Source organism: Martinezella sp. CNPSo 3957, assembly GCF_057784395.1.
Map to the genome: position 1 here is coordinate 425,543 of NZ_JBXSOU010000001.1, position 24,238 is coordinate 449,780.

The 24,238-nt window shown below is 59.5% G+C and carries 23 protein-coding genes and 1 pseudogene; 7 read left to right on the forward strand and 17 right to left on the reverse strand.

Going from position 1 to position 24,238, the window contains the following annotated elements; genetic code table 11:
• Positions 1–3 precede the first annotated feature (3 nt).
• The 9 genes from AC13QE_RS02000 to AC13QE_RS02040 are packed head-to-tail and all read right to left on the reverse strand — an operon-like array spanning position 4 to position 8,337.
• Positions 4–948 carry an ROK family protein gene (locus tag AC13QE_RS02000; RefSeq protein WP_488482354.1) on the reverse strand — a complete coding sequence of 315 codons (945 nt, stop codon included), beginning with the start codon at positions 946–948 and terminating at the stop codon, positions 4–6.
• On the reverse strand, positions 945–1,670 hold the full coding sequence (locus AC13QE_RS02005; RefSeq protein WP_488482355.1) for a ribulose-phosphate 3-epimerase: 726 nt from the start codon (positions 1,668–1,670) through the stop codon (positions 945–947). Before AC13QE_RS02005 ends, AC13QE_RS02000 begins: the two co-directional genes overlap by 4 nt.
• Positions 1,667–2,494, reverse strand: a complete 828-nt coding sequence (locus AC13QE_RS02010; RefSeq protein WP_488482356.1) for an alpha/beta fold hydrolase — start codon at positions 2,492–2,494, stop codon at positions 1,667–1,669. Before AC13QE_RS02010 ends, AC13QE_RS02005 begins: the two co-directional genes overlap by 4 nt.
• On the reverse strand, positions 2,494–3,312 hold the full coding sequence (locus tag AC13QE_RS02015; protein WP_488482357.1) for a sugar phosphate isomerase/epimerase family protein: 819 nt from the start codon (positions 3,310–3,312) through the stop codon (positions 2,494–2,496). The genes AC13QE_RS02010 and AC13QE_RS02015 overlap by 1 nt, the downstream gene beginning before the upstream one ends.
• Positions 3,312–4,388 carry a Gfo/Idh/MocA family protein gene (locus AC13QE_RS02020; protein ID WP_488482358.1) on the reverse strand — a complete coding sequence of 359 codons (1,077 nt, stop codon included), beginning with the start codon at positions 4,386–4,388 and terminating at the stop codon, positions 3,312–3,314. The genes AC13QE_RS02015 and AC13QE_RS02020 overlap by 1 nt, the downstream gene beginning before the upstream one ends.
• A gap of 11 nt (positions 4,389–4,399) precedes the next feature.
• A complete protein-coding gene (locus AC13QE_RS02025; protein ID WP_488482359.1) occupies positions 4,400–5,218 on the reverse strand; it encodes a sugar phosphate isomerase/epimerase family protein in 819 nt (272 codons plus the stop codon).
• A gap of 5 nt (positions 5,219–5,223) precedes the next feature.
• Entirely contained in the window at positions 5,224–6,060 is an 837-nt protein-coding gene (locus AC13QE_RS02030; RefSeq protein ID WP_488482360.1) for a carbohydrate ABC transporter permease, read from the reverse strand.
• On the reverse strand, positions 6,057–6,977 hold the full coding sequence (locus AC13QE_RS02035) for a carbohydrate ABC transporter permease (protein WP_488482361.1): 921 nt from the start codon (positions 6,975–6,977) through the stop codon (positions 6,057–6,059). The genes AC13QE_RS02030 and AC13QE_RS02035 overlap by 4 nt, the downstream gene beginning before the upstream one ends.
• A 13-nt stretch (positions 6,978–6,990) precedes the next feature.
• Positions 6,991–8,337 (reverse strand): ABC transporter substrate-binding protein, encoded by a 1,347-nt coding sequence (locus AC13QE_RS02040; protein ID WP_488482362.1) that lies wholly within the window; start codon positions 8,335–8,337, stop codon positions 6,991–6,993.
• 175 nt (positions 8,338–8,512) lie between these two features.
• Between AC13QE_RS02040 and AC13QE_RS02045 the strand changes: the two genes are divergently transcribed.
• Positions 8,513–9,661, forward strand: a complete 1,149-nt coding sequence (locus AC13QE_RS02045; RefSeq protein WP_488482363.1) for a Gfo/Idh/MocA family protein — start codon at positions 8,513–8,515, stop codon at positions 9,659–9,661.
• Between the two features lie 24 nt (positions 9,662–9,685).
• Entirely contained in the window at positions 9,686–10,639 is a 954-nt protein-coding gene (locus AC13QE_RS02050) for an alpha/beta hydrolase (RefSeq protein WP_488482364.1), read from the forward strand.
• A gap of 19 nt (positions 10,640–10,658) precedes the next feature.
• Here the strand turns inward: AC13QE_RS02050 and AC13QE_RS02055 are convergent, their stop codons facing one another.
• Positions 10,659–11,693, reverse strand: coding sequence for a LacI family DNA-binding transcriptional regulator (locus AC13QE_RS02055; RefSeq protein WP_488482365.1), 1,035 nt, complete (start codon positions 11,691–11,693; stop codon positions 10,659–10,661).
• 253 nt (positions 11,694–11,946) lie between these two features.
• A complete protein-coding gene (locus AC13QE_RS02060; RefSeq protein ID WP_488482366.1) occupies positions 11,947–12,570 on the reverse strand; it encodes a TetR/AcrR family transcriptional regulator in 624 nt (207 codons plus the stop codon).
• Between the two features lie 106 nt (positions 12,571–12,676).
• On the opposite strand from AC13QE_RS02060, the gene AC13QE_RS02065 reads away from it, so the two are divergent.
• Genes AC13QE_RS02065 through AC13QE_RS02080 form a run of 4 tightly spaced genes read left to right on the forward strand, consistent with a single transcriptional unit; the run spans position 12,677 to position 19,186 of the window.
• Entirely contained in the window at positions 12,677–13,753 is a 1,077-nt protein-coding gene (locus AC13QE_RS02065; protein WP_112414372.1) for an efflux RND transporter periplasmic adaptor subunit, read from the forward strand.
• On the forward strand, positions 13,750–14,820 hold the full coding sequence (locus AC13QE_RS02070; RefSeq protein WP_488482367.1) for an efflux RND transporter periplasmic adaptor subunit: 1,071 nt from the start codon (positions 13,750–13,752) through the stop codon (positions 14,818–14,820). Before AC13QE_RS02065 ends, AC13QE_RS02070 begins: the two co-directional genes overlap by 4 nt.
• Positions 14,821–14,831: 11 nt before the next feature.
• Entirely contained in the window at positions 14,832–17,882 is a 3,051-nt protein-coding gene (locus AC13QE_RS02075) for an efflux RND transporter permease subunit (RefSeq protein WP_488482368.1), read from the forward strand.
• 11 nt (positions 17,883–17,893) lie between these two features.
• Positions 17,894–19,186: an alpha/beta hydrolase gene (locus AC13QE_RS02080; RefSeq protein WP_488482369.1), complete on the forward strand. Its 1,293-nt coding sequence runs from the start codon at positions 17,894–17,896 to the stop codon at positions 19,184–19,186.
• Positions 19,187–19,277: 91 nt separating this feature from the next.
• Here AC13QE_RS02080 and AC13QE_RS02085 read toward each other — a convergent pair.
• The 3 genes and pseudogenes from AC13QE_RS02085 to AC13QE_RS02095 form a co-directional block, all read right to left on the reverse strand.
• Positions 19,278–19,493 (reverse strand): annotated as a pseudogene (locus AC13QE_RS02085) (hypothetical protein).
• A gap of 12 nt (positions 19,494–19,505) precedes the next feature.
• Complete coding sequence (locus AC13QE_RS02090) at positions 19,506–19,952, reverse strand: CBS domain-containing protein (RefSeq protein WP_132717738.1); 447 nt, start codon at positions 19,950–19,952, stop codon at positions 19,506–19,508.
• 233 nt (positions 19,953–20,185) lie between these two features.
• Complete coding sequence (locus AC13QE_RS02095) at positions 20,186–20,488, reverse strand: hypothetical protein (RefSeq protein WP_488482878.1); 303 nt, start codon at positions 20,486–20,488, stop codon at positions 20,186–20,188.
• On the opposite strand from AC13QE_RS02095, the gene AC13QE_RS02100 reads away from it, so the two are divergent.
• Entirely contained in the window at positions 20,372–21,682 is a 1,311-nt protein-coding gene (locus AC13QE_RS02100) for an FAD/NAD(P)-binding protein (RefSeq protein ID WP_488482864.1), read from the forward strand. The genes AC13QE_RS02095 and AC13QE_RS02100 overlap by 117 nt on opposite strands.
• Positions 21,683–21,714: 32 nt before the next feature.
• Here the strand turns inward: AC13QE_RS02100 and AC13QE_RS02105 are convergent, their stop codons facing one another.
• The 3 genes from AC13QE_RS02105 to AC13QE_RS02115 form a co-directional block, all read right to left on the reverse strand.
• A complete protein-coding gene (locus AC13QE_RS02105) occupies positions 21,715–22,746 on the reverse strand; it encodes an NADP-dependent oxidoreductase (RefSeq protein WP_488482370.1) in 1,032 nt (343 codons plus the stop codon).
• A gap of 135 nt (positions 22,747–22,881) precedes the next feature.
• Positions 22,882–23,727, reverse strand: a complete 846-nt coding sequence (locus AC13QE_RS02110) for a VOC family protein (protein ID WP_488482371.1) — start codon at positions 23,725–23,727, stop codon at positions 22,882–22,884.
• 105 nt (positions 23,728–23,832) lie between these two features.
• A complete protein-coding gene (locus tag AC13QE_RS02115) occupies positions 23,833–24,030 on the reverse strand; it encodes a hypothetical protein (RefSeq protein WP_132717742.1) in 198 nt (65 codons plus the stop codon).
• Between the last annotated feature and the right edge of the window lie 208 nt (positions 24,031–24,238).

Consider the following 24,238-nt stretch of genomic DNA (forward strand, 5'->3'; position numbering starts at 1 on the left):
CAGCTAGCCGTCGAAGATGAGGCTGGCCGCGCCGATCAAGCCGGCATGGCGCCCGAGTTGTGCGGCAACGATCGGCACGTCGCGATAGGCGGGCATGGCGCGCTCGCGAACTGTCATCACCATTTGATCGTGCAGAAGATCGAAGCCATGCGAAATTCCTCCGCCCATGACAAGCACGTCGGGCGAATAGAGGTGAAGCAGGTTCGTGAAGCCGATCCCCAGCAAGCGCGCCTCGTCAGTCAGCAGCGCCAATGCATCAGCATCGCCCTCTCGCGCGGCTTCAACGACGTGTCGTCCGGTTACATCGGCGTTGGCGGCGAGCTTGCGCAGCACCGATCCGTCCGACGGCCTGGTGCGGGCTGTTGCCCGCCTGCCGAGTGCCGTGCCGGAGGCGACGGCCTCAAAGCAGCCGACCGCTCCGCAAAAGCAACGTTCGCCCTCGTTTGTGATCGTCATGTGGCCGATCTCGGCAGCCAGACCGCGCCTGCCATGCAGAATCCGGCCATCAGCAATCACGCCGCCGCCGATACCGGTCGATACCGTGATGAACACCATCGAATCTGCCCCGCGACCGGCGCCATATCGCCATTCGCCGAGCGCTGCCGCGTTTGCATCATTTTCGAGCCGAACAGGCAGCCGGAAGTGGCCGTGGAGAATGTCCGCCAACGGAACCTCATGCCATCCAACGAGCGTCGGGGCGGCAATCACGATACCGGCGTCCGGATCGAGCGGGCCGGGCGCGCCGATCCCGATCCCGATCGGCGAAAGACCAGGCGTTTCCGCCAGCACCGTTTCGGCCAGCTGTTCGATCTGGCGGATGACGGCGGCGGGGCCACCGGCCGCGTCCGTCGATAGCGACGAGAACGACAGAAGGCATCCCGCATCATCGATAAGCGCGGCGCGCAGCTCCGTTCCACCGAGATCGAATGCAAGAGCGACCTTTTTCACGAAACCCGGCTCTCCAGTCCATGCAGCCAGGCGATCCGGTCGCCAAGGTTCTTATCGCCGAATGCCAGCGACCCGAGAACGACCGTCTGCGCGCCTGCTTGGCGCAGAAGTGGCACTGTTTGTTCGCGAATGCCGCCATCGGCGGCGAGTATGATCTGATCTTCGCGGCCTGCCTTCCTCAGCAGGGAACGCGCTTCGATCAGCCGGTCGCAGGCCTTTTCGGAAAGGCTTTGTCCCTTGACCCCAATCGAGGTTCCGAGCAGCGTCACGAAGGCGACATGATCGATGAAAGGCTCGATCGCCGATACGGGCGTTTCCAGCCGCAGCACCACGCCGGCTTCAGCACCAAGCTCCTTGGCGAGCGCAATGGCCCGCAAGCCGGCATCGCTGTTTTCAGCATGGACGCTGATCAAATCCGCACCTGCCTCGATGAACTGGCGCGTCTGCTCCTCGACGATTTCAGCCTCGACCATGAGATGCACGTGAATCGGCTTGGCGGTCGACTTGGCGATGCGCGCGACAAAATCCGGAAAGAACAGGAAGCCCGGCGTAAAGCGCGCATCGGCGACATCGATGTGATGCAGGTCGACATAAGGCTCTATGCGCTTGAGATCGGTTTCCATATTGGCAAGATCGGCCGACCAGAGCGAGAATTCGCCGAGAAGCCTGTTGCGGGGAAGCGCTGCGATGGCTGCCGGGCCGGAAAGGGGTCTGGACGTCATGATGGAACGAAGCTCCGGAGTGTTTGGGATGCGAGAAAATGCGCGATGGCGTCTTGGACCTCGGCAAAATGCCTGTCTTTGTCGATGGCCTTGGCGGTAACTTCGACAAAGCTTGCGCCGGGAATGACGTCGGCGAGCGTCTGCGCGCAGGAGGGCGGATGGATCGCATCCTGCCGATTGCCGATAACAAGTGTAGGTACGGCGAGGGCTGCGGCTGCTGCCTGTGGCACATCCGGTCCATCTGCGGCGATGTCAGCCAGAACAGAGGCAAATGCGAGAGCATCCGGTCGGTCGAAATAGCCGAGCAGGGAGGAGAAGTTGTCCGGCGCCTCCGCAGCGATCTGTCGCCCTATTTCGGAGGAGACGAAACGCCTTTTGGCCTCCTCGATCGGGTGCGAACGGATCAGGGCCGCAACAGCGCGGATCGGCGCGAGATTGTCGGGCGATGCCTCGAAGGTCCAGGCGGGGCGTACGAGAACGAGGCCAGCGACCCGATTGGCGTGATGATGGGCAAGATGCAGGGCAATGGCCGCGCCCATCGAAATGCCGCCGATGATGAAACGATCAAACCCGTATTCGGTGGCCGCGGCCAAAACGTCCTCGGCAAACATGCGGATCGAAAAGGGCCGCGCATTGCCGAGCGCGGATGCACCATGTCCACGGCATTCCAGCGTCAGTCGGCGAATGCCTGCCGAAGCGGGAACATTCTGCGCCACCTGCATCTCATCGCCGCCAAGACCATGCTGGAAGACAACCGGAAGTCCTTTCCCGTCCTCATGGACGGCAAGTTCCGCATCGTCACGTTTGAACGATTTCTGTCCCATCAGATCAATGCCTTGAGAAAACCGGCGACGCCGGCCGCTTCGGATGCTGGAAGGCCATGCGTCACGAGCGGCCCGTCGAAATTCACCGAGCGCAGTCGCGCGATGAAATCGGCAAAATCCACCACGCCTTGCCCGACGGTCGCGAAACGGCCGTCGCCGTGACGATCCTTGGCGTGCGCCAAGGCGATATGACCGGCGGAGATTTCGACCGCCTCTGCGACGATCGCCCGCGCTTGCGCGGGCGTCGCCTGTTCAAAGAGATTGGCCGGATCAAGCACGATACGCAGCCGTCGCGTTCCCATCTCGCCGATCAGCCGGCGGGCATCACGTGCCGAGGTGACGATATTGGCCTGCTCCGGCTCGATACCGAGATCGATGCCATGCCGCTCCGCCAACTCCAGGGCCTTTGACATCTCCGCCGCCATGTCGGCCCAGGCGGAAGCATCGCCATTGTCGGGATGATGTGCCCATTGGTCGTTCGGGTCGCGCGTTCCGGTGCAAAGCGTCACCAGCGGAATCGAGAGTGCGGCCGCCGTTTCGATGATGACAGCGATCCGGGCGAGGCCCGATCGGCGAACGGCAATATCGGGGTGAGCCATGTTGTAGGTGCCCGACAGGGCTACAAGTGAGATGCCCGTCGCTTCGACGGCCGCCCGGATCGCCGCGATCGTTTCTTTCGAAACGGTATCGGGCATAGACGGGAGCCCGCAGCAGGCGAGATTGAACTGCGCGCATGCGTAACCGCTATCCCGCACGGCCGAGAGAACGCCGAGCGGCTCCGTTCCGGGAAAGGTCTTGGCGAAGATGCCGATTTGCATCAGACCGCTCCCGAAACCGATGCGAGTTCGACACGCTCGCCCCGTTCCACCGATCGGGCGATCGCCACCATTGCGCGGATGGAGGCCAGGCCGTCCTCGACATTGGCGCCGCGCATCGGCGCGGCCTTCAACGCCGTATCGGCGAGCCCCTCCAGCTGCCGGCGGAAGAAATGGCCGTCGGCGCCGAGCGGCTTCCGGCTCGTTGCATCCTTCTCGTGGAAGATTTCCACTTCGCTCGAGCGGAAATACCAGGGATTGAAGGTCTTTGCGAGAACCGAGCCGTTTTCGCCGTAAAGCTGGAAGCCTTCATGCCAATCCATACGCACGGCAACGGTCAGGTCCAGATGGCCGAGGGCGCCGTTGGCAAACTCGGTCTCCACGAACCAGCAATAGGCACCGGCGCGTTCCAGAAGCCGGGCGCGAACGGCGATGATCTCGCCGCAGAAAAAGCGTGCGGTGTCGACCAGATGCGAGCCATGCGCCAGCATGAAATATTGTCTGAGATCGGCCTTGGGATTGCCCGATGGTTTGCGCGCAAGCTTGCTGGTGACGGGCAGGGGCTGTACCGCATCGGTATTGGTATAGCGGTGAGTGGAATCGCAATACCAGGCCTTCATCGCAAAGATCTGGCCTATGTCATCGCGCACGAAATCGCGGGCCGCCTCGAGTGCCGGATCGAAGCGCTTCATATGGCCGACCTGCAGGATCTTTCCGGATCGGCGCACGGCCTCGGCAAGCTGCTGCCCTTCCTCGACCGACACACCGATCGGCTTTTCGCAGAGCACATGCTTTCCGGCTTCGAGCGCCTTGATCGACATCGGCACGTGATAGGCGTCGGACGTCGCGACGATTACGGCCTCCAGCTCGGGATCGGCCAGCATGGCGTCATAATCGCCGTACATCTTCTGCGGCTCGTAGGTCGCGCCCATGCGGGCCAGAAGATCGGGGGCCGCGTCGCAGATCGCGTAGAGATCGGCATTCCTCGCCTTGACGCAGGATTCCAGATGCGCGAACTGTGCGATCGGCCCGCAGCCGAGGACTCCCACGCGAAGACGGCGACTTTCCTTTTCGATCATGGTCTTCTTCCTTATGCCCCATAGCCGCGCATGGTTTGGCGATTGGCTTTGACCGCGGCGGCAGGGTCAGCGCCGGCGATCTCAGATTCCTCTTCCAGCACTAGCCAGCCATTGAAGAGCGGAGCTGTCGAGATCAGGTCGATCACCGCCGGCGTGTCGAGAACGCCCTCGCCGAGCATCGCCCATCGGCCCTGCGCATCGACATCCTTCAGATGCAGATAGCGGATACGGTCTTGATAGGTGCGCATCGCGTCAAGCATGTCGGCATGCCCCCGCAGGATATGGCCGGTATCCGGCACCCAGCCGACCAGGTTCGGGTCGAGCAAAGCGAAGATGCGGTCGTAATCGGCACGGTCGAACAGCAGCGTATTATGATGCGAGCTCGGATGCACGGCGACCTCGACGCCGGCGGCCTTGCCCAGTTCTCCAGCGCGATTGTAGAACTCGCCGGCAATGGCGAACTTCTCGTCTCGTGGGCCGTCGGTAACGACGGTTGCTGAGCCGATGGAAACGAGTGCGCCCGGAAAATGCGCGGCATAATCGATCCAGCGCTTGGCCGTCGTAAGGTCATCGTTCATCGCGTCGGCCACCGTAAAGCCGCTCTTCGAGCCGAAGGCGAAGGAGACGAGCGTCAGGCCGCGATCCCTCAATGCATTCGCGAAAGCATGCGGGTCTGCCGCATAGCGGCCGATCATGGTGTCGGTGATTTCGATGCCGGAATAGCCGCCAGTGGAAATCGCCGAGAGCAGATCATCAGCCGTTCCTGTCCAGGCATTGCCGAGCATTTCCCATGTGAATGTCTGGCAGCCGACTTTTATGTCCTTGCGCATTCCCGTTATTCCTTGATTCCGCCTTGGGTTAGGCCTTCGATGATGTGTCGTTGGAAGAAGAGCACCAAAATGATGAGCGGCACGGTGACGACAGCCGATGCGGCGGCGATGTCTCCCCAGGGCACATAATATTGGTTGGTGAAATTGGCGATGCCGACCGGGATCGTCTGGCTGTCGCTGTCCGAGGTGAAGGCCAGTGCGAACAGAAATTCATTCCAGGCAGTGATGAAGGCAAGCAAGCCGGTCGTGACCAGGCTCGGCAATGACATCGGCAGGATGATATGCCAAAGCAGGCCGACGGGGCCGACGCCGTCTATGCGGGCCGCCTCGTCGATCTCGCGCGGCAGCGTTTCGAAATAGCCGAACAGGACCCAGGTCACCAGCGGCAGTCCGAGGGCGAGATAGGTGATGATCAGCGCGGTATAGGTATCCAGCAGCCCGAGATCGGAGGCGACAAGATAGAGAGGTCCGACGAGCGCGATCTGCGGAAACATCGAGACCGAAAGGATGACCGTCAGGATGCCGAAGCGCCCCTTCACATCGAGACGCGACAGCGAAAAGGCAGCGAGCGAACCGACGATCAAGCATAGGGCGGTGGTCGCAAGGGAAACGACGAGCGAATTCAGCACATAGTGATGCAGGCCTTTCTCGACGAAGGCGTTGTAGTAGTGCTCCAGCGTAAACGGGTTCGGTATGAGCGAGGGCGTCCCCTCGGTCAGTGCCTTGTCGAGCTGGAGCGATGTCGAAAATTGCCAGATGAACGGGCCGGCGGACCAGATGAGGATGAACAGGGCGCCAAGATAGATGAGGATGTTCTGGAAGACGGAGCGCTCTTGGTTCATGTCGTCCTCCTGATCTGGCGCACGAGGAAGACGCAGAAGCCGATGGCGATCAGCCCCTCGGTGAGGAACATGGCGGTCGTTACAGCCGAGCCGTAGCCGAACTGAAGTGTCGAAAAGAGCACCTTGTAGGACAGCGTCGAAAGCGTCTCGGTGGAATCGGCCGGCCCGCCGCCCGTCAGCACATAGACCAGGTCGAAGACGCGGAACGCATCGAGCGCACGGAAGAGGCCTGCAATCAGCAGCGTCGGCATCAGGAGCGGCAGGCGAACATGCCAGAAGATCGTCCAGGCTCCGGCACCATCGATGCATGCCGCCTCGATCAGCGATTTCGGAACGGTCTGCAACCCGGTCAACAACAGAAGCGCCATGAATGGCGTGGTCTTCCACACATCGGCAAGGATGATCGTCGTCAGCGCCGTATCGGGAGAGCCGTACCAGTTGACGTTCTGGTCAATCAATCCGCCATGCAGAAGGATGAAATTGATGATGCCGTGCTGGCCGTCGAAGAGCCAGCCGAACATTTTCGACGTCACCACGGTCGGCATGGCCCAGGGCACGAGCATGGCGGCGCGGACCATGCCCCGGCCGGCGAAGGTCTCGCAGAGGATCAGCGCCATTGCCAGGCCGATGAAGGTCTCGAGCAACGTCGAGATCAGCGTGAACCAGATCGTGTGCCACCAGGCATTCCAGAATGGCGGATCGGCCAGCAGCTGCGCATAATTGGCGATGCCGACGAAATCATTGTCCTGGGTGATCAGCGAGCGGTTGGTGAAGGATAGATAAACGCCATTGACGATCGGATAGAAGGACACCGATGCCAGCGAGAGGAATGCCGGCAGCAGCAACAGCCAGGGCCAGAGGGCGCTTGACGGCGCCCTCGACTTGCCTGGGGTTTGCTCGGAAACGGCAGCCGTCATGGTTACTACCATGTCAGCCGACAATCTTGTTGATCTGGGCCGCGGTAGCCTGCAGTTCCGCCTTGACGTTGCCGCTGACCAGGGCCTTGGAGATGCTGGACTGCAATGCCAGCGTCACCTTGGCATATTGCGGCGTAATCGGTCGCGGGGTGGCGCCGGTGAAGACGTTCTGGAGACTCGCCATGAACGGCTGCTCGGCCTTTAGCTTCGCATCCTGAAAGATGGCGGGCCGCGAAGGCGCGAGACCGAAATTGAGCGCAAGCCGGGTCTGGGTTTCCGGCGAAGACATCCAGGTCAGGAATTCGATCGCAGCTTCCCGCTTCTTGGAGTTGGCATTGACGCCTAACTGGTAGCCTCCAAGGCAGGCCGAGCTCTTGCCGCCGGCAAAATGCGGCAGCGGCGCGACGGCGACCTTGTCAACGACATGCGAGGCTTTCGGGTCCTGCGCAATCGGATAGACATAGGACCAGTTGCGCATGAACATCGCCTCACCCGAGGTGAACGGCTGGCGAGATGGCTCCTCGTCCCAGGAGAGCACGTTCTGAGGGCTGATCTTCGTCTTGTTGATGGTGTCATACAGGAACTGGATCGCGGCAACGGCGGCATCGTCGCCGATGACGGAAGACTTTCCATTGGCGGACAGGATGGAGCCGCCGTTGGATGCGATGATCTCCACGGCGTCACAGACCAGTACTTCGGCCTGCTTGCCCTGCCAGAGATAACCGAACTTGGCGTCGCCGGCCTTTTGCGCCTCTGCCGCCATCGTCGCCATGTCGGCCCAGGTTTCCGGCACCTTGCCGCCATGCTTTTCCACCAGATCCTTGCGGTAGTAGAACATGCCGGAATCGACGAACCATGGCAGGGCTGTCAGCTTGTCGCCATAGGTGCAGGCCGCCACCGTGCCGGGGAAATAATCTGCACGCTTGTCCTTCGGGAAATATTCGTCAAGCGGCAGCGCCCAGCCGGCAGACGCAAAACCGGCGATCCAGATGACGTCCTGGCTGAAGACGTCGGGCGTTCCGTTGCGGCGGGCGAGTTGCTGAACCAGGCCCTGATAGACTTCCGTCGATGAGCTCGGTGGCGGCAGTTCGATGAACTTGACGGTGATGCGGCTTTGCGACTCGTTGAATGCCTTGACGAGATCGCCGAGCCCTTCCTTGCCGAAGAAGCTGGCACTGGCAAAGCTGATTTCCGTCCGATCCGCAGCGCGTGCCGGGCGGATGCCGAGGCCTGAGGCAACACCAAGCATTGCCGTACCGATGGCGGTGCCGGCGGCACCCAACAGCAGCTGACGACGATCAAGCATTATCGATTGTCCGGCACTCTCGGCGTGAGCCGGCGTCTTCTTGATATCTGTCATGTTTCCCTCCCAGGAAGACCGGCGACCTCCAAACCTCCGCGCCGGTATTCGCATATGTTTTATAAAAATTTGTCGCGCGTCAAGAAATAAGATGCTTTAAATCGATCCGGGAGTCATCGTTCGGATGAGCCGAAGCGCGGCGAACAGATGCGGTGGATAGGGAGGAATGGGTAATATGGCTGGCAATTCAAAAGCTAAACTCGGCATCGGCGTTATCGGCTGCGGTAACATCTCGATGACGTATTTGCGCAATGCGGCGCTGTTTGCCGGCGTCGAATTGCGGGCTTGCGCTGATATATCCGCCGACGCCGCCGCGTTGCGTGCCCGCGAATATGGCATTCGCGCGCTCAGCGTCGACCAACTGCTGGCCGATCCCGAAGTCGACCTCGTGCTCAATCTCACCGTTCCCGCCGTCCATTTCGACGTGACGATGTCGGCCTTGTCGGCCGGCAAGCATGTCTTCACGGAAAAGCCACTGGCAACATCGGCAGCCGATGGCCGGGTTCTTGTGGCGGAGGCGAAGCGGCGCGGATTGCGGCTGGGATCGGCGCCCGATACGTTCCTCGGTGCGGCCGGCCGCCGGGCGCGGCGCCTGATGGATCAGGGCGCGATTGGCCGGCCGGTCAGTGGCACTGCCTTCATGATGGGGCGCGGCATGGAGCACTGGCATCCCAATCCGCAATTCTATTACCAGCCGGGCGGCGGCCCGGTCTTCGACATGGGTCCTTATTATCTGACGATGATGGTAAACCTGCTTGGCCCGGTCGTGCAGGTCATGGCAATGGCGACGAAAGGCCAGGAAGAGCGCCTGATCACCGCCGACGGCCCGTTCAAGAACACGCGCTTCAAGGTCGGCACGCCCACAAACATTCTGTCGCTTCTGGAATTCCAATCAGGCGCGACGGTGAATTTCAGTGCCTCCTGGGACGTCTTTCGTCACTCCAATCATCCAATCGAGCTGCACGGCACCGAAGGTTCGCTGCGTTTGCCCGACCCGGACACGTTCGGCGGAACGGTGTCGCTGTCCGAGCGGGGCGCGGATTGGCGCGATTTCGAAAGCGACGGCGAACTTTACGGTGCTAAAAACTGGCCTTTTGACTCTCCGGATCGGGCAAATTACCGCATGCTCGGCGTCGCCGACCTCGCGCTGGGACTGCAGGAGGGCCGGCCATCGCGCGCGTCGGGAGAGCTGGCCCTTCATGTCCTTGAGATTATGGAGGCTATCCTCCGGTCGGGTGAAAGTCGGCAGTCGGTCAATATCGACACGCAATTCACGCCGCCCTCGCGTCTTGATGAAGACGAAGCACGCGGTTTTCTCGCCTGATCGTTGCAGAGGAGGGACAATCCAATGGAAAAGCTGGATGAAAGCGCCCGGCGCGTGCTCGCTGTGACCAGCGGATCAAACGATCGGCCATTTGAAACGGGTACACCTCAAGAGGCCCGTATCGACCACAATACCGCTTGCCCAACGCTTCAAGGTGCAAGAGAGGCAGTCGCTTCGGTGGAAGATCGCGGGATTGTCGGCCCGAATGGTCCGATCACCTTGCGCATCTATCGCGGCATCGGCGCGCCTTTGAAGGATGGTCCGGGCCTGATCTATCTTCACGGCGGCGGCTGGGTAATCGGTAATCTCGAATCGCACGACGAAATCTGTCGATGGTTCGCCAATATTGGCAAATGCACCGTGATCTGCCCCGATTACCGGCTGGCGCCGGAATACAAATTCCCCGCCGGCGTGAACGATTGCGCCGCGGCATTGGCATTCGCGGTGCGATTTGCTGCAGATCTCGGCATCGATCCCGCGCGGATCGCCGTTGCCGGCGATAGCGCGGGCGGCAATCTGGCCGCCGTGCTGGCATTGATGTCACGCCGCGGCGAAGCCGCGCCGATTGCGGCCCAGCTGCTCATCTATCCCAACACCGACGCCACCCAGGTGGCTGATAGCTACTATCGCTATGCCGAGGGCTTCGGCTTGACTGCCGCTACGATGAGATGGTTTCGCGATCATTACGTCCGCACCACAGCCGATATCACCAATTGGAGGGTCTCGCCGCTACGGGCTGAAACCCTCCTCGCCGGGGTGGCGCCGGCCTTCGTCGCAACGGCCGGGCATGACATTCTGGTCGACGAAGGCATGGCCTATGCCAAGCGGCTGCGGGAAGAAGGCGTGCCTATGGTGCATCGTCATTGGCCGGGACAGATCCATGGCTTCGTGTCGATGGGAAGGTACGTGGCGGAGGCCCGGCGGGCCGTGGAGGCAGCCGTGGCAGCCTGGCACAGCTTCGAGGCTAACTCTGGGTAGATGAACAGCAGGCGCGGCTTCAGGCGGATTGTCGCATGACAAGCGTTCCATTCAGGCTGAGCTTGTGCGGGATCGCCTGAACCGGCGCACTCGCGTCTCCGAGCAATGTCAGCAGCGTATTGACGCCGCTTGCCGTCATCGCGGCGAAGTCCTGCGCCATCGTCGTCAGCGGCGGGCAGGTGTACCGGCTCAAGGGATGGTCATCATGGGCTGCTATGCGCAGGTGATCACCCTTTTTACGCCCTACTTTGAGCCCATGCGCAAATGCGGCCGACATCACGCCGAAGGCGAGGCGATCATTCGCGCAGAGAATGGTTTTGCGGGGAAGAGACTTTGCCCGGAGCAGGCTATCCATCTGCTCGTAACCGATCCGCTCGAACTCCCAAGTGTAGTCGGCATTGGTGCTGATCACCAGCGGCTCGCAGCCCACCGCCTCCATGGTGGCGATGTAGCTTGCCAGTCTTTCGGGTGAATTGTGATTGACATGCGGTATATCGAGATAGGCCGGCGCTTCCCCGGACCGACAGAGATATTCGACGATCGTTGCGACGCTCTGATAGTTGTCATTGCCGATGAACGGCGTGCTCCCTTCGATATAGGTGTCGAAGTAGACGATCGGCAGGTTCTGCGCGAGTTTTTCAAAGGTGCGCGGGTCGGATTTCTGTCCCAATGGTGCGACAAGCGCACCGGCCACCTTCAACGACAACATCGTATTGACGGCTTCTGCTTCCAGTTCGGGTAATCCGTGCGATGAGAACACGATCGGCCAATAACCCTCGTTGCGCAGCCGCAATTCCAGGCGATTGACCATTTCGGCATAGAAGGGATCGGTGAGGGCGGGAACCAGAATGCCGATATTGCGCGTTCTCTTGCGATTGAGGTTTCGTGCATACAGATTGGGTTGATAATCCGATGAACGAAGTGCCGCCTCGATCAGCGCTCGAGTCGCCGGTTTCACGCTGGTCGGATCGTCAAAATACTTGGAAAGGGTAGGGCGAGAGACGCCGCAGGACTTTGCGAAGTCCTCCATGGTCTTGTGCGTCAGTTTTTCCATCGAACCTCGGCCATTTCCTGTTACCCATCTCAGACGCCTTATGCGTCTGCAGGGAAGAGAGCGCAACCGGAAACGTAAGGTCCGGGCAAGTTCTTTCGCGTTTCGCGCCGTCATAAAAGGTAACGCGCGTAAATTTTATTATTTGGCGTGCTAAATTTAGACCGAAGACGAAGAAACGAAACTGCAGCGACCTGCCGGGCGGTTGTGGATTTTGCGGCCTATGCCCGGCAAAAGGAAAAAGAGCGTTGCACGTTCAACGCCGCTCAAGCAGCCCATGCAGGACGAGATCGATATGCGCCTTCACATAGCTTGCCTTGTCCAGAGTTCGCCGCTCGTCGAAAAGCAGCTTGAAGAATAGAAAGGCGATGGCCGGCGCGACGACCGCATCACAGAATGCCGCCGGTGCCTGACGGAATTCCCCAAGCTTTACCCCTTCGTCGATAAGGGACTGCATCTGCCGTTCGAGTGGATCGATAAATATGTCGTGGTGCCTGTCGACGATCTGCGGGAACCGCGTGCCCTCGGCGATCACGAACCTCATCAATTCCCGCAATTTACGGTCCCTGATGATAAGATCGTAGATGAGGTCGATATTTTGCTGAAGCCGCTCAGTGGCGGTCCCTTTCAGTTCATTCGCGCTTGCCAACAGGTTTTCGAGGGGTTCCGAAATGTGCCGGATCATCGCTTCGAAAAGCTGTTCCTTGTTTTCGAAGTAAACATAGACGGTTCCCTTCGTAACGCCGACCCTACTGGCGATATCTTCAACGCGTGTTGCGACATAGCCGCGTTCCACGAACTCCTCAAACGCGGCATCCAGGATTTGTACGGGGCGGCGAGCCTTCTGCTCCGCGCGCGTCAGCTTCTTTAGATCGGTCATCGCCGCACCTTGAGCGTTATTGACGGTTTGACGTCAAGATAAATTCTATTGACTAATGGGTCAGTCAATAATATTGCTCCCGCCGACGGATGCAAGAGGTCAGATCATGAAAACTATCCTTGTCATCGCATGGCTGGGTGCGAGCGCGGTCGCGCTCTCCTCATGCGAAAAGCAGGCTGAAAGTGAAACAAAGCCGAAGAACGTGGAAACCGTCGTCGCCAAGCTCACGCCGGTCGTGGAAAACAGCGCCATCACCGGCGAAATCAGCGCACGCGTGGAAAGCGACCTTTCCTTCAGGGTCAGCGGGCGCATCGTCGAACGCTTCGTCGATGTCGGCTCGTCAGTGAAGGCCGGACAGGTGCTTGCACGGATGGACGCCGAGGAGCAGAAGGCCGACTTGGATGTTGCCACCGCCAACCTGCAATCGACGCTAGCCCAGCAAACGCAGGCCCAGCTTGCCTTCGACCGGCAGCAGAACCTCTTCAGGACGCAGGTTACGACCCGTGCCGCACTTGATCAGGCCCAGGAAACGCTGCTAACCGCCCAGGGAAGCGTGAAATCGGCACAAGCGCAGCTCGACACGGCTCAGGATGCGCTTTCCTATACGGAATTGCGCGCGGATGCCGATGGCGTCATCACGGCCAGGAATGCCGAAGTCGGGCAGGTGGCGCAAGCCGCGCAGCTGATCTTTACGCTCGCTCATGACGGTCCCCGCGACGCGGTCTTCAACGTTTTCGAGTCCCTTTATCTGGGTCGCAATCTGGAGAACAAGGTCGCCGTCAGTCTCCTTTCGGCGCCATCGCATAAGGTTGAGGCTTCCGTACGCGAAATCTCCCCCACGATCGATGCGTCGACCGGAACGATCAGGGTCAAGGTGGGGCTCGAAGGCGCGCCAGAAATGCAGCTTGGCGCTCCGGTAATCGGCTTGTTCCGGTCAACCGCTCGGGACGCAATCGAATTGCCATGGTCGGCAATGGCCTCGAAAAGCGGAAAACCGGCCGTCTGGGTCGTGGATCCCTCTTCATCAAGCGTGTCGCTGCGCCAGATCGATGTTTCCAGCTACGAAACCGGCCGTTTCGCAGTACGGACAGGCGTGTCGCCGGGCGAGATCGTCGTCGCCGACGGCGCGAAATTCCTGCGACCGGGCCAGACCGTTGCGTATGACAAGGGAGCCGCAAAATGAACATCCGAGCCACAAGCGGCCTTGCGATCCTCGCCTTGCTGCTCCTGACGTCCTGCCAGAAGCAGGATGAAGCCCATTACGAGCCGCCGCGCCCCGTACTTTCCGTCGTCGCCCAGTCCACCGCTGCCTCCGCGCTGAGCCTTCCGGGGACGGTCGAGGCCAGGATCGAGACCCAGCTTGCATTTCGGGTCCTGGGACGGGTCATCGCACGCAAGGTCAGCGTCGGCGATATCGTCAAGAAGGGCGACATCGTTGCCGCCATCGATCCGCTTTCGCTGGAACTTGCCGTCAAAAGTTCGCAGTCCGAGCTTTCGAATGCCCAGGCGCAGTTGGTCAATGCTGCATCCACCGAGGAGCGCCAGCGATCCCTGCTCGAGAGCAGATCGGGAAGTGAAGCGGCGTTTGAAGAAGCGCAGCTTGGGCGCAAGAGTGCGAGTGCTTCGGTTGCCAAGGCGCAGGCCAATTTGGACAAGGCGGAGGAACAGCTGGGCTACGCGCAGCTTCGTGCGGAATTCGATGGCGTCGTGACCGCGACTTCGGCCGAAGTGGGGCAAGTCGTCTCCGCAGGGCAAAGCATCGTCACCGTCGCCCGTCCCGACCAGCGCGATGTCATCATCGACATACCGGTGGCAAGCTTCGACGGCCTCAAAGTGGGATCACCCTTTGAGATCGCCCTCCAGCTCGATCCGACCATTCGCGCAAGCGGCACCGTGAGAGAGATCGCCCCGGAAGCCGAGGCGACCACTCGCACGCGGCGCACGAAAATCACGCTCATCGATCCGCCGGCGACGTTTCGCCTCGGCTCCGTCGTCACCGCGACCGCGACTGTCGTTGCAGATCCAATGGTCCTGCTGCCGTCGTCCTCCGTTCTGATGAAGGATGGAAAGCCGAACGTCTGGGTGGTCGACACCGCAGCTCGCAAGGTCTCCATTCGGCCGATCAAGATCGACGGCGATCTCGTCGAGGGCGGCTCCGTGAAGATCACTGAAGGCATCAACCCCGGCGAACGCATCGTTATTGCCGGCGTTCACAAGCTTGCCGACGGCCAGGCCGTCAGAGTAGATTAAGGAAAATCCCCGTGAAGAAATTCAACCTGTCCGACTGGGCGCTCGAACATCGTTCGCTCGTCTGGTATTTCATGATTGTCTTCATTCTGGCCGGCGCGTTTTCCTATATTGGTCTCGGCCGCGAAGAAGACCCCGACTTTACCATCAAGACCATGATCATTCAGGCGCAATGGCCTGGTGCGTCAGCCGAGGAGGTGACCAAACAGGTCACCGACCGTATCGAAAAGAAGCTCGAGGAGCTGGATTCGCTCGATTATACCAAGAGCGAGACGGTTGCCGGCAAGACGACCGTTTTCGTCGAGCTCCTGCCAACGACCAAAGCCAGGGATGTCAACGCCATCTGGACGCGGGTCCGCAACATGATCGGCGACATCAAGGGGGATTTTCCGAGCGGTGTTGTCGGACCGTTTTTCAACGACACTTTCGGTGACGTCTATGGCAATATCTACGCTTTTACCAGCGATGGACTGACACAGCGACAGCTTCGCGACCTCGTCGAGACTGCGCGCGCAAAGGTGCTGACGGTCGCAAATGTCGGCAAGGTCGACATCATCGGTGCGCAGGACGAGGCCATCTATCTCGAATTTTCTACACGAAAAATCGCAGCCCTCGGACTTAACCAACAGTCCGTCATCGACACGCTGCAGGCGCAGAATGCCGTCACCCAGTCCGGTTTCGTCGATGCCGGTCCCGAGCGCATCGCCTTGCGGGTCAGCGGCCAGTTCACATCAGAGGAAAGCCTCAGATCGATCAATCTTCGCGTCAACGACCGCTTCTTCCCGTTGACCGACGTCGCGACGATCAAACGCGGCTATGTCGATCCCCCCTCGGCGCTGTTCAGATATAACGGCCAGCCGGCGATCGGGCTTGCCATCGGCATGAAGACTGGGGCGAATCTCCTTGAATTCGGCAAGGCGCTCGACAAGGAGATCGAGCAGGTCACGGCCGATCTTCCCATCGGCGTGGACGTCCAGCGCGTTTCCGATCAGCCCGCCGTCGTCGACGAGGCCGTGTCAGGCTTCACGCGCGCGCTGTTCGAGGCGATCATCATCGTGCTTGCGATCAGCTTCATCAGCCTCGGCGTCCGGGCAGGGCTCGTGGTGGCCATCTCCATTCCGCTCGTGCTCGCGATCACCTTCCTCGTGATGGCATATACCGGCATTTCCATGCAGCGTATTTCGCTTGGAGCGCTGATCATCGCCCTTGGCCTTCTCGTCGATGACGCCATGATCGCGGTGGAAATGATGGTTGCCCGACTGGAAGTGGGCGATGATCTGAGAAAGGCGGCGACATACGTCTATACCTCGACCGCCTTCCCGATGCTGACCGGTACGCTCGTGACTGTCGCAGGCTTCATCCCGGTCGGCCTCAATACCAGCGCCGCCGGTGAATTCACCTTCACTCTCTTCGTGGTCATTGCCGTTTCGCTCCTGGTTTCATGGATCGTTGCAGTCCTGTTTACGCCGTTGCTCGGTGTTTCGATCCTGCCGAAAACCATGAAATCCCATCATGAGCAGAAAGGCCGTTTTACACGGGCCTTTGCTTGGCTCTTGCGCGTGGCTCTGCGCTGGCGCTGGATTACGATCGCCGCAACGGTTGCAGCCTTCGCTCTTTCCATCGGCGGGATGAGCCTTGTGCAGCAGCAGTTTTTCCCGTCCTCCGACAGACCGGAACTGATCGTCGACTGGAACCTGCCGCAGAACAGCTCGATTTCGGAGACGAACAAGCAGATGGCTAGGTTCGAACGCGAGATGCTGGCCAACAACAAGGATATCGATCACTGGACGAGTTATGTCGGCCAAGGCGCTCCTCGTTTCATCCTGTCCTTTGACGTGCAGACGCCCGATGTCTCGTTCGGTCAGACCGTGATCGTCACCAAGGGGCTCGACGTTCGTGACAAGGTCAAAGCCGAACTGCAGGATTATCTGACGAAGACCTTCCCAGGAACCGATGCATTCGTGAAGCTGCTCGACATCGGCCCCCCGGTCGGCAAGCCGGTGCAGTACCGGATCAGCGGGCCGGATATCCAGAAGGTCAGGGATATCTCTCAGAAATTCGCCGGTATCGTCGGTCAGCATCCTCTATTGTCCAACATGACCTTCGACTGGAACGAGCCTTCACGCGTGGTCAAGGTCGATGTCCTCCAGGACAAGGCACGGCAGTTGGGAGTCTCTTCGCAGGACATTGCAACGGCACTGAACAGCATCGTCGAGGGATCGTCGGCCACGCAGATCCGGGATGATATCTATCTCGTCGACGTGATCGGCCGCGCCCAGACCTCCGAGCGAGGTTCGATCGAGACGCTGCAGAACCTCCAGCTTGGCGGTTCCAATGGCAAATCCGTACCGTTGTCCGCGGTTGCGAATTTCCACTATGAGCTGGAGCAGCCGACGATTTGGCGGCGCACCCGCATACCGACCATCACCATCAAGGCTGCCGTGGTCGGACCGACGCAGCCGGCGACGATCGTCAACGAATTGCAGCCGAAGGTCGACGAGTTCCGCAAGACACTCCCAAGCGGCTACCACATCGTCGATGGTGGTTCGGTGGAGGAGAGCGCCAAAGCGCAGGGGCCGATCGTGGCGGTAGCGCCGCTGATGCTGTTCATCATGGCGACGATCCTAATGATCCAGCTGCAAAGCTTCAGCAGGCTGTTTCTGGTGTTTGCTGTTGCTCCCACAGCGCTTATCGGTGTGGTTGCAGCACTTCTCTTCAGCAACGCGCCCATGGGATTCGTCGCAATCCTTGGCATACTTGCTCTCATAGGTATCTTGATCCGCAACTCGGTGATCCTTGTCGTGCAGATTGAGCACCTCCGAAGCGAGGGTGTGCCGGCCTGGCAAGCGGTCATCGAGGCGACGGAGCATCGAATGCGGCCCATCATGCTGACGGCGGCGGCCGCAACGCTCGCGCTGATCCCGATCTCCAGGGAGATATTCTGGGGCCCCATGGCCTATGCGATGATGGGCGGCATCGTCGTCGGTACGGTTCTGACGCTGCTCTTCCTCCCGGCACTCTATGTTGCCTGGTTCCGAATTCCTCGCGACGACATGCAACACTGAAGAGGCGTCCGATGCAGAAGGTTGGACGAAAGGACTTTGCCGGCAGCGTTCATCCCGTTGCCTGCGCACAGCGCAGCTTGACCTCATTTGCTTTCAAGCAGTCTGGTCTTTCCGTTCTGATCTCCCTGTCGGTCCTGGCAGGCTGCGCGGGGCGGCTGGAGAATGTTCTCCAGCCAGTCGCAACGGCGCGACCAGGCACCAGCACCGTGGACATGCTGGTGGCGACGACACGCCAGCCGACCGACAAACCAGGTGAGCTTTATTCCGGCGAACGTGGAACGGCGATTTCTCTCAACGATATCGTCGTTTCCATTCCTCCCGATCGAAATCGCAAGATCGGCGAAGTGCAATGGCCATCGCATGTACCGGCCAATCCCGAAAAGGAGTTTGCTGTCCTCAAGGTCGGAAAGGTGGCATCGGAGCGCAACATTTTCGAGTGGTTTGGCAAGAACCGCAATGCCAAGCGGCAGGTCGTCATCTTCGTGCACGGCTTCAACAATACCTATGCCGACGCCGTCTTCCGCTTCGCGCAGATCATGCATGATTCCGGAACGGATGCTGCACCGATCCTCTTCACCTGGCCCTCGCGCGGCAACGTTTTCGACTATCTCTACGACAAGGAAAGCACGAATTTCTCGCGACGGGCGTTGGAAGACATGATCCTGCAGGCTGCCAAAAGCCCCGATGTCGGCGAGGTGACGATCCTTGCCCACTCCATGGGATCATGGTTGACGGCGGAAGCGTTGCGCGGCGTTGCCATGCGCAACAAGACAATTCCGTCAAAGGTGAAGAATGTCATCCTCGCATCGCCTGACATCGATATCGACGTATTCCGCCGCCAGATGATCGAGATGGGCGTGCAGCATCCGCACTTCACGATCTTTTCCTCAACCAAGGACAAGGCATTACAGGTTTCGCAATGGCTCTCCGGTGGTGTCAATCGGGTCGGCAGCTTCGATTCGACACCCTATGCGGCAGACTTGGCCAAGCTCGGGATCACGGTCGTCGATACGAGCGCCGTAAAGCCCGACGACGCGCTGGGCCACAATACCTTTGCGGACAATCGCGACATGGTCCAGCTGCTAGGGCGGCGGCTGGCGGGGCAATCGTTGGACGCCGGACAGGTTTCGCTTGCGGATAGAGTGGGCATGGCGGCCGTGCGCACCGCAGATCTGGCGGGCTCGGCGGCGAAAGTCGCGGTCGCAGCTCCCATGTCGATCATCAGCGATGATGCGAGACAGGTGTTGAAACAACAACTTTCCTCAGGATCATCGCCGATCGTCGATGGGCGAATTTCCTACTGAACGGGCAAGGCTCTCGAACGTCAGGCAACGACGCGAATCGCACTGCGTTCGCAAGAGCTTCGGCCGGCTGGGTGGGGCGAACGTTTTCCGTCTATTCCTGATGGAGGAATACCAGCTTGTTCTCGTCGAAGATCCGGAAGAATTCGTCCCAGCCGATTTCCTTCAGGTTTTTCTAAGGCTCTCCGAAATCGATCCGCAAAAGGCCGCCATCGCCCCCAGCGTTCTTCACGCGGGATGGGTTTCCGCCTCTTTATTCCACCCATTGGCGGATCAGCCTGTGATCCGTCGTTGTTTTTAATGCAGACATCGCGTCACTCCTTCACTCATTGCCGGTTCGGCTTTGCGAATGCGCTCCTCCGCGCCTGGATATTTCGGCAAGCGCAAGGCCGGCAGATCCGTCCTCCATGGAAACGGCAATGTCGCCAAGTGAGAGTATGCCGACCAGCCGCTTGTCCCGATTGAGAACGGGTAGCCGCCGCAACTGAATATCGCCCAGGTTCATCATCACATCATCGACGTCATCGTCCTCGAAGCAATATTTGACTTCTGCCGACATCACGTCGCCGATCCTGGTCTCCGGTCCTTTCCCTTGCGCGACTGCGCGTACCGCGATGTCGCGGTCCGTGATCATGCCCACGAGTCTATCATGCTCGCCGACTGGGATAATGCCGGCATCGAGATCGGCCATCATGGTCGCAGCTTCGCGAATGGAATGGTTGGGATTTGCGACGCGCACGTCACGTGTCATTGCTGCGTTCACTTGCATGTCTCTATCCTCCTTGAAAGAAAGACCCCAACTCATGTCGGCACCCAGAGTTCCTTCATTGGAACAATAAGCGGCTAAGAAAATGCGCTGCCGGCCGCTGGGGAGAGCTACCTGCAGGACAAAGAAATTCATTTGCCTTCACTGGAAGGCGGCGGAAACCCATTCTTTTAATCTATGAGATTTATAGATAATGTCTTGCCCTATCGGGAAAGCGTGCCAGGCGCGCGGCCGTGTCACGAGCGGAAGAAGGTAGGGCGACATTCGATATCTCCCGGCAAGCCATCGTCGCATGTTGGATCGAAATCCATCCGCCCTAAATCGGACGAAAGGAAGTTATTGGCAATTCCCGCAGCGCCCGAAATTGAAGAAGGCAAGTCATGATCTATGATGCCGTTGTCGTGGGTTCCGGCTTTTCGGCCATCTCCACCGTCTGCAACCTCGTGGAACTGCTTCCCGAAACTGCGTCTATCGCCATTGTCGGAGACGATCCCGGATTTGGCCGCGGAACCGCCTATCGCACCGAGCTCTATCTGCATCGCTTGAACGTGCCCGCCGGCCGTATGAGCCTCTTCCCAGACCGGCCGAATGCTTTTGTCGACTGGCTGCGGGAGCATAAGCGACCGTTGGATGCGGGAGATTTCGCCTCCAGGCAGGATTATGGCCTGTATATTCGCGACAGTTTGGCTGCTCTGCTGCGCAACCGGAAACGGCGTTGCCGGGTTGATTTCATCAAGGCCAAGGCGACCGGATGCGTTGAGCGCTACGGTTCCGCGCTCGGTTTTATTTTGGACAACGGCAATGAGATCGCCGGGCGAAGCGTCGTGCTTTGTCTGGGAGTGGGGAATGCCCAACTGCCCTTCGATTTGACCGGATTGCCCGCCGGCCTGCGCTCCCACATCATCGAAAATCCATGGCGACTGTCATGGCTGAGGCGCGTCAATAAGACCGATACGGTCTGTATCCTGGGTTCAGGATTGACGATGATCGATCAGGTCTTGGCACTGTCTGCCCACGGTTTCACCGGCAAGATAATCGTGTTGTCGCGGCGGGGTCTGGTTCCGCACGATCACGTCAGTCATCCGAAGCCAGCGGTCGAGATCGACGTCGGAGCCTTGCCCACGAGGATGAGTGAACTCCTGCATGTTCTCCGTCGCGAAAGCAAAGATGCGGGGGACTGGCGCAGAGTCATGGATGGCTTGCGCCCGAAAACGCAAGCTCTCTGGTCGAGATTGCCGGAGGCCGAGCGCCGCCGCTTTTTGCGCCATGCGTTGCCATGGTGGAACATTCATCGTCATCGGGTTGCGCCGGATGTGTTCCGGAGGTTTGAGACGATGCTGCAAAGCGGCCAGGTTTCGGTCCACGCCGGCTATCTGCAGAATGTCGAGAAAACCAAGGCTTTGACCGTACATTACCGGCCGCGCGGCGAGAGCTCTACCGCATCGATTGAGGCGGATTGGATCGTGAATTGCACCGGCATGGAGCGGGCAGGCATCGCCCATTCTCCATTGCTGCAGGAGATGCAGCGCCAAGGCCTGGTCGAGGCAGACCCGCTTCGTCTTGGACTGGTGGTCGATGCTCGCTCGCGCATCCCTGGTTCGGGCGGCAGCGAAGCGATCATCTATGCCGTTGGCGCGCTGACTGCGGGCCAATTCTGGGAAATTACCGCCGTGCCGGATATTCGTGTGCAGGCAAGAAAGGTCGCCGAGGCCATTTCGGAGAGATTGCGGTGAAGGACCGATATGCGCCGACTGACGGCTGGTGGTCAGCTCTGTGCGACACGCACGACCAGTTTACCGAAGTTCCGTCCTTCTAGCAGGCCAAGGAAAGCTTCCGGAGCGTTTTCGAGCCCGTCCACGATATCCTCCTTATATTTGAGCTGCCCTTCGGATATCCATTTCCCGGCTTCCCGATAGAAATCAGGGCGCTGATCGGCGAATTCGCGCTGTATGAAACCCCGGATGGTCAGGCTCTTTCTGAGGATGGCGCGCATTACCGCGGGCAATTGGTCCGATCCGCGCGAAGTGGACGGGTCTTCGTTGTAATGCGCGATCAGTCCGCAGATTGGCACGCGCGCGAAATCGTTCAGCAGTGGAAACACGGCATTCCAGACGTGTCCACCGACATTTTCAAAATAAATGTCGATGCCGTTCGGACAAGCCGATGTAAGGTGGGCTTGAAAGTCGTCCGCGCGATGATCGATCGCGGCATCGAAACCAAGCTCGTCGTGGATATAGCGGCATTTGTCCGGCCCGCCTGCGATGCCGACCACCCTTGCACCAAAGATCTTGCCGATCTGCCCGACGGCCGAGCCGACCGCGCCGCTTGCAGCGGCAACGACCAATGTCTCTCCGGCTTTGGGTCGTGCGATATTGCGCAGCCCCGCATAGGCGGTAAAGCCCGGCATTCCCAGAATGCCGAGTGCCGTCGAGATCGGCGCCGCATTCGGGTCCAGCTTGCGCAATCCCGCGCCGTTTGAGATCGCATGGCTCTGCCAGCCGGAATGGGAGAGGACGATGTCTCCCGGCGTGAACTCCGTATTGCGTGATTTGACGACGCGCGCGACGGTTCCACCTTCCATCACGCCGCCAATTTCGACCGGCGCGGCATAGGATTTCGCGTCGTCCATGCGACCTCGCATATAGGGGTCGAGGGAAAGATAAAGGATCTGCAGAAGAACCTCGCCTTCGTCGAGATCTCGCAAGGTTTCCCGCTCAAGCCGGAAGTTTGCCGCCACCGGTTTTCCAACGGGACGGGAGGCAAGCACGATACGGGTGGTGACGGGCTGATTGGCCATGTGGAGTTCCTTGCATTGATTTCGATATCGAAGCGCTGAACGATCGCAATGCCGGATACCGGCATCTCAGTTGCCGCCGTTCGGGAGCTTCTGCCGTACTATTTGTGCGCCACCCTCAAGTATGCACCGGCTCTTCTACTCCTTGAACCAAAGCGCTACTCCATTGGCGGCATCGGCATCAACGAGCAGGCCGCCCTCGAAGGTGCGAGGCGAAAAGCCTCCTTGCGCCAGCACGTCTGCGGTTGCTTCAAGCGATCGCACCTTCAGTCCGAGCGCCACTTTTCTTTCGTTGCCGTTAAAATCTGCCGGAATGGACGAGCCGAACCGGGAGGCAGCATCAGCCTCGGACAGAATATGAAGTGTGACGGTGCCGGCCTGAATTGCAATGCCGTCCCTGGTGATTTCAGGAGCAACGGTATTGGCAAATCCGCCTAGCAGTTCGGTTAGCGTCTGGGGAGCGCGGCTGACGATGAAGACATCGACGATATCAAGAACACCGTTGGGGTGGCTCTGATCCCCCGGCTGCCATACCAGTTCCGGCGTATTGTGCTGGCAAAAGAAGAAGCGACCGTTGGAGATCGCCTCTTTGCCGATCTGGAAGGTGCGGAAACTGGCTGACTTCTCTACGCCTCCAACGTCGACAGGGCGCGAGAAATCACGCCATTCGGTGACGGGTTTGCCGGCATCGCCCAATTCGCGCTGCAGAGCAGCCGCATCGGTGGTTCGAAAGGCAAGCCCGTTCAAACCGACCGGATAAGACCAGAGATCGGCGCGTTTCCCGTCACCGTCAGGCGGAAATCCGAGCAGCTCCAGATAGTTCTCGCCGAACACGGCAAGATGATTGATGGAGCCCAGCGTATGGTAGCCGCGTGGCGTCAGCGCAAAGCCGAGTTTGCGATAGATTGCGGCAGCCTCGTCCAGCCGGTCAAGAACGCCGATGACGGCGTGATCGAGGATGAGAGGTTGGGCAGTAACAGCCATATGGAGGACTCTCTGTATGGAGATAGGTTAAGGCATGAAAATAGGTCGTCGCGTTGTGCGGAGAGCCGAAAGAAGAGATGCAGCCTGCTTATGATATGCCTTCCTTTATGCAGCGCGGTCGAGGTCGCCGGTCGACGCGGACGCCAATCGATGGATGGCTCGCAGTACGTCCGAAGCGGCGGCAAAATGTTGGCCATCGAGATCATAGACATGAAACTTGACTGCGATGAACTTTAGCGCGCCCTTGTCCGGAACGACGATGCCTACCGGAATGCCGGCATATTCAATCACCTGTCTGGTCATTTTCATCACCCGTTGAAATCGATTCTTCCGAATGAACGATCGGAGGCGTTCCAAGTTCGATTAGTCCATTATTTTAGTGGATTATATGCGTAGTAGGTGCGGCAAGCCATTCTCGGCAATGCCAAATAGTCGGGCCGTAGGAGAAAACAATTCTAATAGAAAAGGTTGAAGGGTATTGAGGAGTAGAAGCGCATTGGATTGCGGAGGC